The sequence below is a fragment of the Acidobacteriota bacterium genome (assembly GCA_016196035.1).
Lineage (GTDB): Bacteria > Acidobacteriota > Blastocatellia > RBC074 > RBC074 > JACPYM01.
The window spans coordinates 15,415-28,499 of record JACPYM010000081.1; the positions used below are offsets into that span (position 1 = coordinate 15,415).

14 protein-coding genes are annotated in these 13,085 nt (G+C 58.3%); 2 read left to right on the top strand and 12 right to left on the bottom strand.

The window, feature by feature from the left end:
• Nucleotides 1-124 precede the first annotated feature (124 nt).
• The 9 genes from HY011_23690 to HY011_23730 form a co-directional block, all read right to left on the bottom strand.
• On the bottom strand, nt 125-994 hold the full coding sequence (locus tag HY011_23690) for an acyltransferase (protein ID MBI3425943.1): 870 nt from the start codon (nt 992-994) through the stop codon (nt 125-127).
• Between the two features lie 53 nt (nt 995-1,047).
• Nucleotides 1,048-2,583, bottom strand: coding sequence for an NCS1 family nucleobase:cation symporter-1 (locus HY011_23695; protein MBI3425944.1), 1,536 nt, complete (start codon nt 2,581-2,583; stop codon nt 1,048-1,050).
• Between the two features lie 28 nt (nt 2,584-2,611).
• The gene (locus HY011_23700) at nt 2,612-3,295 is read right to left on the bottom strand and encodes a DUF4145 domain-containing protein (protein ID MBI3425945.1); all 684 of its coding nucleotides are present in this window, start codon (nt 3,293-3,295) and stop codon (nt 2,612-2,614) included.
• 69 nt (nt 3,296-3,364) lie between these two features.
• Nucleotides 3,365-3,766 (bottom strand): HNH endonuclease, encoded by a 402-nt coding sequence (locus HY011_23705; GenBank protein ID MBI3425946.1) that lies wholly within the window; start codon nt 3,764-3,766, stop codon nt 3,365-3,367.
• Nucleotides 3,763-4,125, bottom strand: coding sequence for a hypothetical protein (locus HY011_23710; protein ID MBI3425947.1), 363 nt, complete (start codon nt 4,123-4,125; stop codon nt 3,763-3,765). Before HY011_23710 ends, HY011_23705 begins: the two co-directional genes overlap by 4 nt.
• A 56-nt stretch (nt 4,126-4,181) precedes the next feature.
• On the bottom strand, nt 4,182-5,573 hold the full coding sequence (hydA, locus tag HY011_23715) for a dihydropyrimidinase (GenBank protein ID MBI3425948.1): 1,392 nt from the start codon (nt 5,571-5,573) through the stop codon (nt 4,182-4,184).
• A gap of 5 nt (nt 5,574-5,578) precedes the next feature.
• On the bottom strand, nt 5,579-6,004 hold the full coding sequence (locus HY011_23720; GenBank protein MBI3425949.1) for a PIN domain-containing protein: 426 nt from the start codon (nt 6,002-6,004) through the stop codon (nt 5,579-5,581).
• Nucleotides 6,001-6,246 (bottom strand): hypothetical protein, encoded by a 246-nt coding sequence (locus tag HY011_23725; GenBank protein MBI3425950.1) that lies wholly within the window; start codon nt 6,244-6,246, stop codon nt 6,001-6,003. Before HY011_23725 ends, HY011_23720 begins: the two co-directional genes overlap by 4 nt.
• A 27-nt stretch (nt 6,247-6,273) precedes the next feature.
• On the bottom strand, nt 6,274-7,563 hold the full coding sequence (locus tag HY011_23730) for an aspartate aminotransferase family protein (GenBank protein MBI3425951.1): 1,290 nt from the start codon (nt 7,561-7,563) through the stop codon (nt 6,274-6,276).
• Nucleotides 7,564-7,859: 296 nt separating this feature from the next.
• Here HY011_23730 and HY011_23735 point away from each other — a divergent pair, with 296 nt between their 5' ends.
• Nucleotides 7,860-9,176, top strand: a complete 1,317-nt coding sequence (locus HY011_23735) for a tetratricopeptide repeat protein (protein ID MBI3425952.1) — start codon at nt 7,860-7,862, stop codon at nt 9,174-9,176.
• 160 nt (nt 9,177-9,336) lie between these two features.
• Complete coding sequence (locus tag HY011_23740) at nt 9,337-10,527, top strand: RICIN domain-containing protein (protein MBI3425953.1); 1,191 nt, start codon at nt 9,337-9,339, stop codon at nt 10,525-10,527.
• A gap of 181 nt (nt 10,528-10,708) precedes the next feature.
• Here HY011_23740 and HY011_23745 read toward each other — a convergent pair whose 3' ends face one another.
• The 3 genes from HY011_23745 to HY011_23755 form a co-directional block, all read right to left on the bottom strand.
• Nucleotides 10,709-11,935 (bottom strand): saccharopine dehydrogenase NADP-binding domain-containing protein, encoded by a 1,227-nt coding sequence (locus HY011_23745; GenBank protein MBI3425954.1) that lies wholly within the window; start codon nt 11,933-11,935, stop codon nt 10,709-10,711.
• A gap of 92 nt (nt 11,936-12,027) precedes the next feature.
• Complete coding sequence (locus HY011_23750) at nt 12,028-12,507, bottom strand: pyridoxamine 5'-phosphate oxidase family protein (GenBank protein ID MBI3425955.1); 480 nt, start codon at nt 12,505-12,507, stop codon at nt 12,028-12,030.
• 93 nt (nt 12,508-12,600) lie between these two features.
• Nucleotides 12,601-13,017: a hypothetical protein gene (locus HY011_23755; protein MBI3425956.1), complete on the bottom strand. Its 417-nt coding sequence runs from the start codon at nt 13,015-13,017 to the stop codon at nt 12,601-12,603.
• Nucleotides 13,018-13,085: the final 68 nt, after the last annotated feature.

Genomic DNA, 13,085 nt, shown 5'->3' on the forward strand with positions numbered 1-13,085 from the left:
CTGCCTGCTGTGAAAAAAGCGGCGCAGCCTTCCTTACTCCATCAGTCAAACCGCGAGAGACAAGGAAAGAGGAGCGCCTCGCGGCTTCTATTACAGCAGGCAAGGATGCCTGCGTTCCCAGGCTTTATCCCTGCACTAGCGTCCCATACGTATCAGGGCGCCGGTCGCGGAAGAACTGCCACGTATTGCGCACTTCGCGGATCATATCCAGATTCAAATCGGCCACGACTACGGCGTCTTCGTCACGCGGCCCTTGCGCAACGATTTGGCCGCGCGGATCGCAGAAATAACTCTGACCGTAAAACTCGCCGATGTTCCAGGGCGCTTCAACACCCACGCGATTGATCGCGCCGATAAAATAACCATTCGCTGCCGCGTGTGCAGGCTGTTCCAGCTTCCACAGATATTCGCTCAAGCCCGCGACTGTCGCCGACGGATTGAAGACGATTTCAGCGCCGTTCAAACCGAGAGAGCGCGCGCCTTCGGGAAAATGCCGGTCGTAGCAGATATACACACCGATACGCGCATACGCCGTGTCAAAGCACGGGTAGCCCAGATTGCCGGGCTTGAAATAGAACTTCTCCCAAAAGCCGGGCGCGACGTGCGGGATGTGGTTCTTGCGGTACTTGCCCAGGTATTTGCCGTCGGCGTCAATCACGGCGGCGGTGTTGTAATACACTCCCGCCTGCTCTTCTTCGTAAATCGGCACGACCAGCACAATGCCGTGGTCGCGCGCGACTTCCTGCATCAGCTTGACTGTGGGGCCGTCGGGAATTTTCTCGACCGCGTCGTACCAGCGCGTCTGCTGTTCGGCGCAAAAGTACGGCGTAGTGAAAACTTCCTGCATGCAGACGATCTTGGCGCCCGCGCGGGCGGCGGCTTCGATCAGGTTCAGGTGGCGCTCGATGTTGATCTTTTTGATCTCGTCAATCGGCAGATCGGTCGGCGCGGCGTTCTTTGCTTGTATCAAACCACATTTCACAATGCGTGCCATAATTGCTCCTCATCGGTACCGCGCGCGTCAGCAAGCGGCACCTTCAAATTTGCTCAATTGGTTGAAGTTGACGACGCACCGCTTGCTGACGCGCGCGGTACCGTTGCGGGCGGAAAGGTCTTCATCAACCCATAATGAACTACCGCTCCCACACCAAAGCCCACAAACCAGCCATAATCGAAGAGTGGCTTAAACAGCGGGACTTTCCAGCCAATCAGCGCCAACCCGCAACCTATAGCAGTGGCAACCACGGCGCGCCAATTCCACCCACTCGCATAGGTGTAGCAGCCAGTTGTCCGATATAAATCGCCCAATACCAATTCCCGATTGCGCACCAGCCAGTAATCCGCAATCAAGACACCTGCAATTGCGCCTAAGCCTCCCGAATAACCATTCAGCCAACGAAAGATATAAACGTCCGGGCTGGAAAGCAGCTTCCACGGCTGCATCGCAATGCCGAGCAAGCCGGTAATCAGGCCGCCCGTGCGGAACGAGATCAGCTTCGGGAAGGCATTCGCAAAATCGTTGGCGGGCGAAACGACGTTGGCCGCGATATTCACCGCCAGCGTCGCCACCACCGCCGTGAACATCGAAAGCGCGACGACAAAGACGTTGCTGAATTGCCCAACGACCTTGAGCGGGTCCCACAACTCTTCGGGCTTCATCTGCGGATAGATCACGATGGCCGCCGAAGTAATCATCACACCCATCGCGGCAAAGACGGTCATCGTCGTTGGCAAGGCCACGACCTGGCCGACGGTCTGTTCGCGCTGGCTGCGTCCGAAGCGCATGAAGTCGGGCATATTCAACGACAGCGTCGCCCAGAATCCGATCATCGCCGTCAGCGACGGAATGAACACAGGCCAGAATTCCCCCAGCGTTTGGAACTTACCCGCATTGGTGAAGAGCGTGCCCAGGCCATCGGCGCGCCAAATCGCCCAGCCCAGCAACACCGCCGTCATCACCAGCACATACGGCGCGGCCCAGTTTTCGACCGCGCGCAACAAATCCATCCCGCGATAGATGATCCAGATGTTCAGGCCCCAAAAGAGCAGAAACGACAGCCACTCCGTCCCCGTATGCCCACCGACTGGCCCGCCCAGCAGCGTTTGCCAGCCGGGAATGATGGCCTTGAAAAAGGTGTGCAGCGCCTCTCCGCCGATCCACGCCTGAATGCCAAACCAGCCGCACGCCACAATCGCGCGCATCAACGCGGGCAGATTCGAGCCGATGGTGCCGTAACTCGCGCGCGCAAACACGGGGAACGGAATGCCGTATTTCGTGCCCGGATGCGAGTTGAGCAAGATCGGAATCAGCACAATCGTATTGCCCAGCAAGATCGTCACCAGCGCCTGCCACCAATTCATCCCCGCCGCAATCAAGCCCGACGAGAGCATATAAGTCGGGATGCAATGCGCCATCGAAATCCACAGCGCCGCATAGTTATACGTCGTCCAATTGCGTTGCTGGATGGGCACGGGCGCGAGGTCTTCGTTGTAGAGCGGGCTGGCGCTGATGGCGGCGGGGTCGCGGAGTTCAACGCGACCGTCTGGGTGGTGGATGGTTTCGGGAACATTTTTAGCGGACATACAAAGCCTCTTGCTTAAATTATGAGTGTCACTTTTGCTTCGGAAGCTTAGAGGCTGCTTGGGGAAGGATGTAAACCCCGTTCAATAGATGCTCGACGACATTCATTGCAATAGACAACTGTTCGTCCGAGTGCGGTTTTACTTCGTGAGCAGCATCATTGCCTAGAGTTCTCAAACTGTGAAGAATCTCTGCCCCATCCTTAGTCAGTACCCCCAGCGCTACTAAGCTATCAATATTTTCTTTTAGATTCTTGCCAGAAGCTTCTTTCTCCTTACATACCGTCTCTATCAATGCTCGTATACCAATACCCGCCAATACGGGCATTTTGTTGCAGAGTGCGGAATGGGTTTCTTTGTAGATATTTGCCACTTGAGAAGGAAGAAAATGCATATCACTTAGTTGGCGCCTTCCCGCAACACGGCTAGGATATAAGCTCTCATCAGGTATATAAATGTCATCACCATCACTTACTTCTACATAGCTATCTGAACTCCCATGAACCTCACGGAACGAGATCTCTTCGCAACCATTACATTGAACAATCTGGTATAGATCTTCCCACCAGTACGCTAAAGGCGGAGTTCCCTCTACATTATCGATATCCACTGATTGCATCACACGATGCTTAGTTTTGATATGGCACTGTCTACACGGTAGCCGATGCTCCTCATTCTGTGACTTGTTGATAACTGATGTTGTTTTGACACTCATAAAGCCATTGCTCCGTCTTGTAAGAGTGGCTGACTTTAAGCAGATCATTGATAACCTGCACCACGCCATTTACGGGAAAAGGCCAAACCGCATCCAATGCGCCCTCGCCGCCAACGAAAATGCCTGATTCATGCGCAACCGCTGCACCGTAGCGCGCCCAATTTCAGTCAAGCCTAAAATCTTTCGGCTTTCTACCTCGACGGTAAAATGTTCTTCCCACCGATCTTGCCGCGGATGAAAAAGCCGGATTGCCTGCTGTGAGGCTTCATCAAAGCCCGTGAGGTAATCGCCTTTGAAAAGATTGCAAGCGCGGCAAGCCAGTGCCAGATTCGCTTCGTCATCACTCCCGGCATGGCCTTTTGGGTGAATGTGCTCGACTTCAAAGGCGTAGTTGAAAATATCTTCGGGCGCGCGGCAATACTCACAACGATGCGCCGCGCGTTCTGCCACCAAAGGGTAGTGCGGATTCATGGCGCTAAATCCAGCAGTGCTTGTTCAGCACGCCGTCCCGCGCCTTGCACTTCAGCCTCTATCAAAGCTTCCAGTTCAAGCTGTTCATGCGGCGGCAACTGTTGGCCTGTATCGCGAGCCATGCGCCATTGCGCCATCAGCGCCGCCAGCCGTTGCTGTTGCGCCGCGCTAAAAAACTGATCGGGCCGTTTTGATCCCACGATCACCCGCGCTTCGGATTCATCCAAAGCCAATTGCGCAGCCAAAGCATCCAATGCTTCGCCCATTGTCTTGCCCTGCGAACGTTTGTCACCTGCTACAGCACGCCAGATGATTTCGCCCGGTACGGGATGTTCAGGAATGATTGAGATCGTCGTCATCGCTATGTCCTCTTGTTCGGTTTCCGGCAATCGCCATTAGACGGCTAAAGGTAAACTCAGTGCGCTCCCGTCTCACCACGCTTCAAAAACTGCCCCGCGCCCGCCTGCCCTTTCCATTCCCCATTTTCGACAATCACGTTGCCACGCGACAGCACGACTTCGGTCACGCCCTTGATCGTCCAGCCTTCATACGCGCTGTAATCCACGCGCATGTGATGCGTCGCGGCGCTGATCGTCTGTGCGCGGTTGGGATCGAAGATGACGATGTCGGCTTCGGAGCCGACGGCGATGGTGCCTTTGCGCGGGAAGAGGCCGAAGATTTTGGCCGCTGCCGTCGAAGTCAGTTCGACAAAACGATTGAGGCTGATGCGGCCCTGCGCCACGCCACCGTTGTAAATCAGGCTCATGCGGTGTTCGACGCCGGGGCCGCCGTTGGGAATCTTGCTGAAATCGTCAATGCCCAGCTCCTTTTGCTCTTTCATACAGAACGGGCAATGGTCGGTCGAGATGACTTGCAGATCGTTGCTGCGCAAGCCGCGCCAGAGCAGTTCCTGATTCTCTTTGCCGCGCAACGGCGGCGTCATCACGTACTTGGCGCCTTCAAACCCTTCCTGTTCGTAGTAGCTGTAATCCAAGAACAGATATTGCGGGCAGGTTTCGGCGTAGGCCGGCAAGCCAAGGTCGCGGGCATTTTGGACTTCTTTGAGCGCGTCGTAACAACTCAGATGCACGATGTAAACGGGCGCTTCGGCCATTTCGGCGATGGCGATGGCGCGGTGCACGCCTTCGGCTTCGGCCTTAGTGGGCCGCGTCAGCGCGTGGTATTTCGGCGCGGTGCGCCCCGAGGCCAGCGCGCGTTTGACCAGCACGTCAATGATGACGCCGTTTTCAGCGTGCATGCAGATCAAGCCGCCGTGCTCGCCCGCCTTGGTCATCGCTTTGAAGATCGTCCCGTCATCCACCAGAAACACGCCGGGGTAGGCCATGAACAGCTTGAAGCTCGTCACGCCCTGATCAATCAAACCTTTCATTTCTGGCAAGCGCTCGTCAGGCAGATCGGTGCAAATCATGTGGAAGCCGTAATCGGTCGTCGCCTTGCCTTGCGCTTTGGCGAACCAGACATCAAGGGCTTCGTTGAGCGCCTGCCCGTGCTGCTGGACGGCGAAATCAATGATCGTCGTCGTGCCGCCAAAGGCCGCTGCGCGCGTGCCGGTTTCGAAATCATCGGACGAAGACGTGCCGCCGAAAGGCAAATCCATGTGTGTGTGCGGATCAATGCCGCCGGGGATGACCAGTTTGCCGGTGGCATCAATCGTTTTGTCTACGGTGCCGACGATGGCGGAAAGGTCTTTGCCGATCATGGCGATGGTTGCGCCTTCGATCAGGATGTCGGCGATGTAGGAATCAACGGCGGTGACGATGTGGCCGTTTTGGATGAGGGTGCGCATAAACTTCACTCCTGATTAGTATTGAGTTGAGTTATCAGTTCAGCGGGTGTGAATGCGGGAATTATGGAATTCCGAAAGCCGTCTTTGTCGCGTGTGACGATCGCGTCCAGATCGGCAAGCGTGGCACAAGCGATTTGCAAATTGTCTTCGAAGTCAACGCCGGGCAAATCCAGCGCCTGCTCCAATGCCCGCCGATCAACTTGGCAAATCGCAAACGTATCAAGGCAGACACGAATTGCGTCGAAGGCGCTAGTCAGCCCTTTATGCTTGCGCGCGATGTAGAAAATGTCGGTGAGCGTCGAGGCCGTCAAGCAGCCCATAATTCTTCCCTCATCGCAAGCCTGCCAACAACCAGCAGCTTCGGCATCCCAAGGCGCGCGTTTCAGCAAAGCGTCGAGCAGCACGTTGGTGTCAAAGAGCACTTGCGTCATCCGTACTTCTCCATGCGATGTTCATCCAGCCATTGCTTAACTTCCGCATCGGTTGGAGCAGGCTGCTCAGTCGTCAATAGTCCTAAGGCCCGAACAAGTGTCTTTTGACGCTTTTTTGGTGGGGCAATTCTAGGTGAGAGTTCCCTCAACACATCTTGGACTAATTCCATTTGTTGCGCAGTTGGCCACTGCCGAACCGTACTGAGAACCAAGTCATAGTTGCTGCTTTGAGTCTGACTCATCGTTTTCTATCCTCCTTCCTAAATACGTTACACGGTAGCCAGTGCTTCATCCAACGCCGTCGCCAATTCATCCGCATTATCTTTCGTCATAATCAGCGGCGGCCCGAGGCGGATGCAGTTGCCATACAGCCCGCCCTTGCCGATCAGCACGCCGCGCTTTTTGGTTTCCTCAAACACCTTCACGACGGCCTGCGGATTTGGTTCTTTGGTCTTGCGGTCTTTGACGAATTCGAGCGCCTGCATCAGGCCCATGCCGCGCACATCGCCGATCACGTCGTATTTCTCCATCAAGCCCATCAGCCGTTCGCGCAAATGATCGCCGACGACTTTGGCGTTGTGCGCCAGGTTTTCCTGTTCGATCACTTCAATCGTCGCCAGCGCCGCGCGCGAGGTCACCGGGTTGCCGCCAAAGGTCGAGAACGTCAGCGTCGGCGTGGCGGCGGCCACTTCCGGCGTCGTAATCGTCCAGCCGATGGGCGAGCCGTTGGCCATGCCTTTGGCCGAGGTGATGATTTCTGGTTCAACGTCCCAGTGCTCGATACCGAACCATTTGTCGCCCGTGCGGCCCCAGCCGGTTTGGACTTCGTCGGCGATGAAGACGCCGCCGTATTGGCGGATGATGGCGACGGCTTCTTTGAAATACTCTTTGGGCGGCGTGATGTAACCGCCGACGCCCAAAATCGGCTCGGCCATAAACGCCGCGATGTTGCCTGAGGTCGCCGTCTCGATCAGTTCTTTCATGTCTTTGGCGCAAGCCAGATCGCATTCGGGATAAGTCAGCTTGAACGGACAGCGGTAACAATACGGCGCGGGCGCGTGGTAATAGCCGGGCACCTGGGTCGGCAAGACCTTCCAGCTTTTGTGCCCACCAGCGGATTGCGCGGCGGCGCTGCGTCCGCTGTAACCGTGGCGCAAGGTGATGATCTCTTGCCGCCCGGTGTAAAGCTTGGCCGCTTGCGTCGCGGTTTCATCGGCTTCGGTGCCGCTGTTGGTGAAGAAGGATTTTTGCAATTTGCCGGGCGCAAGCTCGGCCAGTTTGGCGGCGAGTTGGGATTGTGGCGCGTTGGCGTAAAGCGTCGAGGTGTGCGTGATCTTTTGCACCTGATCAATGATGGCGGCGGTGACGTGGGGATTCACGTGACCGACGCTGGTGGTCAGCACGCCGCCGAAACAATCGAGGTATTTGTTGCCCTGATCATCCCAGACGTGCATGCCTGCGCCGTGATCGAGCGCGAGCGGTTCCTGGTAATACATCGTGACGGCGGGAAACAGGTAATCTTTGTGTTGCTGAACGGTGCGATTTTCGCTGGTACTCATAAATGACGTTACTCCTTCGAGGTTTGGAGAAATGATTCTGGTGGCGCTGGTCGAGCGTCAAAGGTGAGGCGGATTATGGCATTGCCGGGCTATTCCACCAATAGAAAGGCGGGCGCTTGCCACAGAGGCACGGAGTCACAGAGAAAAAGACAGAAGGAGCCATAGCGCAAGGCCATGCCGGTTCTCCGCTCTGTGACTCCGTGCCTCTGTGGCAAGGCTTTTGTCTCAATCCAGTTCAAACACGGCCTGCCGCAATCTTGCCGTAATCTGGCGAATCCGTTAGCCTCTCGGTCGCTATGATCTCCATTCCAATTCGTTTTATGGCGCTGCGACTGGCCTTGCTCTTGGTCTTGACCGTCGCGTTGGGCTGGCTCGGCTGGTCAATCACGCGCGCAGCCATTGGCGACAGCCTCAGCAGCTATGCTGAACGCACGCCGAACCTGTCGAACGAAGCGCGGTTGCGTAGCGCCGATGCGGCGGCCAAGTATGCCCCGCAAGATCCGCTGGTACGTTGGAACCGCGGCGGCCTTTACTTGGCGGCGGCGGCGGACGAACAGGCAGAGCAGTTTTTGCCCACCGCCGTGGCCGAGTTGCGCGCCGCCACGCAAGCCAGCCCGAATGACTACCGTTTGTGGTTGACCTACGGACGCGCGTTGGAACGCAATGGCACATTGGCCGAGGCGCGGGCAGCGTTCAAGCGCGCCGTCGAACTCGCGCCCAATCATTTCGATTCGCAATGGGGCCTGGGCAATTACTTGCTGCGGGCGGATGAACGCGCAGCGGCCTTTGACGCATTGCGCCAGGCGTTGCGGCAACGGCCCGCCGCGATGCCGTTGATCTTTGATTACGCCTGGAATGTTTATGACGGCGACAGCCGCGCCATCGCGGAGGCGCTGGCTGAGACCAACGAAACGCGCGCGCAACTGGCCGCTTTGCTCAGCACGCGCCATCGCGTGGATGACGCGCTGCAACTCTGGCGCGAGAGCAACCCGCACACGCCCGCCGAGACGCGCCAACTCGCCATAGCGCTGACCAACGCGGGTCATTTCAAAGCCGCTTATGACCTCTGGCGCGCGACCAAAGACGACGCGTTGCCGCCACTGGATAGCAATTCCATGCTGGCCAATGGCAGCTTTGAACAGAATTTCGATCCGGCTTCGACCTTGCCGCTCCTGAGTTGGCGCTGCCAGCCCGGCCAGACCGTCAACGTCTCGCTCGACCAACAAACCCACGCGGTGGGGCAAATGAGTCTGCGCTTCCGCTTTGAACAGGAAGAAAACCTGACGCTGATTCTGGCGACGCAAACCGCGCCCGTGCAACCGAACACGAGTTATTGCCTGAGCTTTGCGGCGCGCACCGAGGCGTTGCAAAGCCTGAGCACGCCGCTCGTCAGCGTGACCGACGCGGTGGAAGAAAAACGGCTGGGCGTCTCGTCGGCGCCACTGCCCAATGGCACCCGCGATTGGCAACCGACGACGCTGCGCTTTACCACTAAACCCGCGACCGAAGCCGTCACGGTGCGTGTGCAACGTTTGCCCTGTGCGGAACCGCCGTGCCCGCTGACAGGGCGTCTGTGGCTGGATGATTTCAAATTGGCCGAGTGCGCAAAATGAAAGCGCCCGCCTTGTAGTAGCGAATTTATGCGCGGGGTTACTTGGCGAATATGCGAATAAATTCGCTACTACAAGGGAGAACCCGACTGTCACACAATTTGCTTCTTCAATGGTTTTGCGTTGAAACCAAAATGACAACCAATTTTCCAGGAGGGGAGCGATGAACCGACGCTTGATTAACCTGGTCAGCGTTTTGTTACTGCTGGCGTTTCCGCTGGCGGCTGGGGCGCAAACCCGCTCTGCCAGTAATGCGGAACGCGAGGCCGTGATGCGCGAACTGGACTACCGCCTGACCCGCGAACGCGGTGCTGATATAGAAATCCGTATTGAGCTCGCCGAAGCCTATCCGCTCGGCAACAACGAAACGGGTGTGCGGGGCCGCGCTATGATTCGTGCACGCAACCGTGATTGGGAATCGCTCTGGTTCGATTCCGCGCTCGAACGCCGTGGGGGCCGCGTGACGCGGTTGGACTGGGGTTACGGCAACCGGCGCGGCGATGCTCGGCCCGGTGATCCCCGCACAAACGATCCGCGCCCTGACGACCGTTATCAGGGGAGCAGCAGCATTGGCGTGTTGCGCAATGGCCGCTACGAAATTCAACTAGTGGCGACCAATCGTCTGCTCGACATCGGCAACGGCAACCAGGTCGTGCAACGCGAGGCCAGCCGCGCGCGCAGTCAGCAATGGGATTTGGAAATCGCTGGCGGCAACTATTACTCCATACGCTCGGCGGAAACTGGCGAAGTGATGACCTTTGAAGGCCGTGGCGAAAGCGGCGACAACGTCATCTTGACGCGCGAACGGCGCAATGATGAGGCGCAACTTTGGGAAATCCGCCCCGGCCCGGACAACGGCTATTACTTCATCGCGCGCAACGGCAAATCCATGGATTCGCCCAGCAGCGCTCGCAACGACGGCGGGCGGATGCAGCTATACAACCGCAACGGCGAAGCCAATCAGCGCTTCCGCTTGCGCCTGGTTGACGACCGCACGCGCCTGGATGATCGCAATCGGGGTCGGGATCGTTACGACGACCGGGGACGCGAGAACAGCGGCGCCTCAAGTTTGCGCTGGAGCGGGCGCGTGGATGGCGAGATCGAAATCGAGGTGCGCGGCAATGTGGTGCGCGAACGGCATATTTCAGGCCAGGCGCCCTATGACGTGCGCACCAGTTCGGGTTGGTCGCTGCCGCGCCGTGACGTAACGGTGCGTGTCAATCGCCTGCGCGGACGCGGGCGCGTCGAAGTGGTTGAACAACCCACCTCGCGCAATGGCTATGTGGCGGTCATCCGCATCAGCGATGCCGACCGGGGCGCGGATGATTACGAACTCGAAATCAGTTGGAACTGACAACACCAGCGACCTAGCGCCGTGGAAGTCGCCGGTCGCGGCGTGAATTGACGCGCAGCGTCTTTGGAGTGCGCGCGGCACAGGCCGCCGCTTTGGTAATCCCTTGGTTAGCAAATGATCAAAGGCTTACCAAAGCGGCGGCCTGTGCCGCGCGCACTCCAAAGGCTTCGCCCAGCCAAGTTCAGCGGCTGTCTGGGGCGGTTCCAATTTCAATCGCCATACCCGCCTGTTTCAACCGTTCGGCCAAAATGTCGCCCAAGCCAGTCGCCGGCGTCAACAAACCGCCATGTGGCGCGCCGCCAGGCAAAGCGGCGGGATTACCTGTTAAACATAAGGCCGATTCGCACAGAAATTTCACTGTGGCGCGATTGCCAGGATCGCCTTGGCCTTTGATGACGCCGCGCACCTGACGACCATCTACCGCCACACCCAGTAATTCACAGCGGAACCAGCCTTCATTCATCGTCTTTTCCGCAGGCCCCTGCCCCGGCGCGGGCAACACGGATTTCAAGAGGGGCCGCAGCGGCGATTGCAGCGCCAATTCAAACAGCGTCGCGCCCGCCGCTAATCCGCCAGCCGGCAGCCAGCCCAGCGGGCCGTTGAATTTGGTGTATTCCTGATAACTGAACTCCGCGCCATACCCCGCCTGCCATTCACTGAACAGCGCCTGACTGCGGCGCACGACGCGCGTGTTGATCGGCCCCATCACAAACGGCGCGACCCACGCGCCCGCGTCGGCGTCGTAATGCGGCGTGACTGGGTCCTGGTTTTGCCGTAAAGCGGCGCGTGTCGCCTCCGGCACAGGGTTCAGCAAAAACGGATGGCGCGCGTGGACGGCCTGCCCGCTTTCATACAGGTTGAAGGCCGTCGCCAGCGTGCCGCCATTCACGCCGCCCGCCATTTGAAAGTAGGCTTTGACGCTCCGGCAATCCACACCGAATTGCTGTTGGATGTGACGCGCCATCAGGAACGCGCCCAAATCGGAAGGCACCGAGTCAAAGCCGCAAAACGGAATGATGCGCGTGCCCGTCGCGGCGGCTTCGGTGTGGTAACGATCAATCAACTCTCTGACCCAAACGGTCTCGCCCGTGATGTCTACGTAATGTGTCTGGTGGCGCACGCAGGCATCCACGAGCTTCGTACCGTACAAGGCAAACGGCCCGGCGGTCGTGAGCACGACACGCGTGCGCGCGGCGATGGCATCCAACGCGGTTTGATCCTGACTGTCAGCGACGAGGATGTCAGCCGAAGCGCCGATTTCAGCTTGCACGGCAGCCAGCTTTTCATGATTGCGCCCGGCCATGGCCCAGCGCACGTTTGGCGCATGCTGAGCGAAATAGGCGACCGTCTGTTTGCCGGTAAAACCGCTCGCGCCATACAACACGACATCGTAATCACGGGTTTGCATAGGGGCCTACTTTGTACGGTACCGCGCGCGTCAGCAAGCGGCTGCCTACGCTGCGCACCGCTTGCTGACGCGCGCGGTACCGTACCGATACGCTATTCCTGCCAAGTCAGAATCTTGCCGCCCTGCCCCAACATCAGACTGCCCGGCATCACGCGCAAGCGCCAGGGTTCCAGCCGCAACGCGACAAAGGCGTCGCACGTCGGGCTTGTCCAGGCGGGAATGATTGCGGGGTTGTAGCCGAGCGGCGCCGGCGTGCTGTCAAAGAGATTCCACAGCATCGTGCGCGTCTCTTCGTCAAAGGCCCAACTGGCGCGGCATTCGGCGACGCAAGTGTCGTGGTTCGCGGCCCAGTAATTCAGCGACAGATACGGGCTGGCTTGCAGGTGCGCGCGTTTGGTCGGCGTCGGCGAAGTGCCAATCCAACCGACCAACTTCGCGCCGTCCCATTGCCAGATCGGATGCAGGACGCGCGAACGCGGACGGCCCTGGGCATCCACCGAGGCGGCACTGGCCCAGACGATGCGATGCGCCATTTCGACAAAGGCGGGAGCGACTTCCTTTAACTTTTGCATGGCAACTCATCCATCACAACGCTCTAAAAACCAAGCGCGGCCACGGCGTGGGGAAAAGCCGTCGAGCCGCGCTGGCGGATTGCGCCGAAAGGCTTATTTGATCTTGTAACCAGCCTCGCGCGAGCCTTCGCGATGCGCGGTGTGGCAGCCCATGCAGGTGCCCTGGATTTTTTGCTGCTCGGCGGGAATCTTGTCCCATTCGCCAGCCGCGGCGAGTTTGCCGATGGCGGCGGCGGCATTTTTCCCGGTGACGGAAAAATCCACCGCGTCCTGCGCCTTGTGCTCTTTCCAGAAATCTTCGGAAGTTTTGAAGATGGCTTCCAGCTTGGCGGCATCGGACTTGGCGCCGTCAGCGTTTTTCTCGGTGACGTTTTTGCGCAGGCTGCCGTTGGTCGGCATGATCGTTTTCATGGCCGCTTCAAACGCGGCTTGGTCAAAGGCCCGGGGCGTCGCCGCGAGGACGCTTAAGGCCGTGAGGGTCAGTACAACAGAGAGTTTCAAAAGCTTCATGTGTTCTCCTAACTGGGTTGTTTTGCTAATTCAGTTTGTGTGAAGCGGGCCTTGCCAGGTGAACCGCC

Bases quoted from the DNA above. Each gene is read 5' to 3' on its own strand.
- HY011_23690 (MBI3425943.1), bottom strand. From the start codon at position 994: ATGGCACGCATTGTGAAATGTGGTTTGATACAAGCAAAGAACGCCGCG.
- HY011_23695 (MBI3425944.1), bottom strand. From the start codon at position 2,583: ATGTCCGCTAAAAATGTTCCCGAAACCATCCACCACCCAGACGGTCGC.
- HY011_23700 (MBI3425945.1), bottom strand. From the start codon at position 3,295: ATGAGTGTCAAAACAACATCAGTTATCAACAAGTCACAGAATGAGGAG.
- HY011_23705 (MBI3425946.1), bottom strand. From the start codon at position 3,766: ATGAATCCGCACTACCCTTTGGTGGCAGAACGCGCGGCGCATCGTTGT.
- HY011_23710 (MBI3425947.1), bottom strand. From the start codon at position 4,125: ATGACGACGATCTCAATCATTCCTGAACATCCCGTACCGGGCGAAATC.
- hydA (MBI3425948.1), bottom strand. From the start codon at position 5,573: ATGCGCACCCTCATCCAAAACGGCCACATCGTCACCGCCGTTGATTCC.
- HY011_23720 (MBI3425949.1), bottom strand. From the start codon at position 6,004: ATGACGCAAGTGCTCTTTGACACCAACGTGCTGCTCGACGCTTTGCTG.
- HY011_23725 (MBI3425950.1), bottom strand. From the start codon at position 6,246: ATGAGTCAGACTCAAAGCAGCAACTATGACTTGGTTCTCAGTACGGTT.
- HY011_23730 (MBI3425951.1), bottom strand. From the start codon at position 7,563: ATGAGTACCAGCGAAAATCGCACCGTTCAGCAACACAAAGATTACCTG.
- HY011_23735 (MBI3425952.1), top strand. From the start codon at position 7,860: ATGATCTCCATTCCAATTCGTTTTATGGCGCTGCGACTGGCCTTGCTC.
- HY011_23740 (MBI3425953.1), top strand. From the start codon at position 9,337: ATGAACCGACGCTTGATTAACCTGGTCAGCGTTTTGTTACTGCTGGCG.
- HY011_23745 (MBI3425954.1), bottom strand. From the start codon at position 11,935: ATGCAAACCCGTGATTACGATGTCGTGTTGTATGGCGCGAGCGGTTTT.
- HY011_23750 (MBI3425955.1), bottom strand. From the start codon at position 12,507: ATGCAAAAGTTAAAGGAAGTCGCTCCCGCCTTTGTCGAAATGGCGCAT.
- HY011_23755 (MBI3425956.1), bottom strand. From the start codon at position 13,017: ATGAAGCTTTTGAAACTCTCTGTTGTACTGACCCTCACGGCCTTAAGC.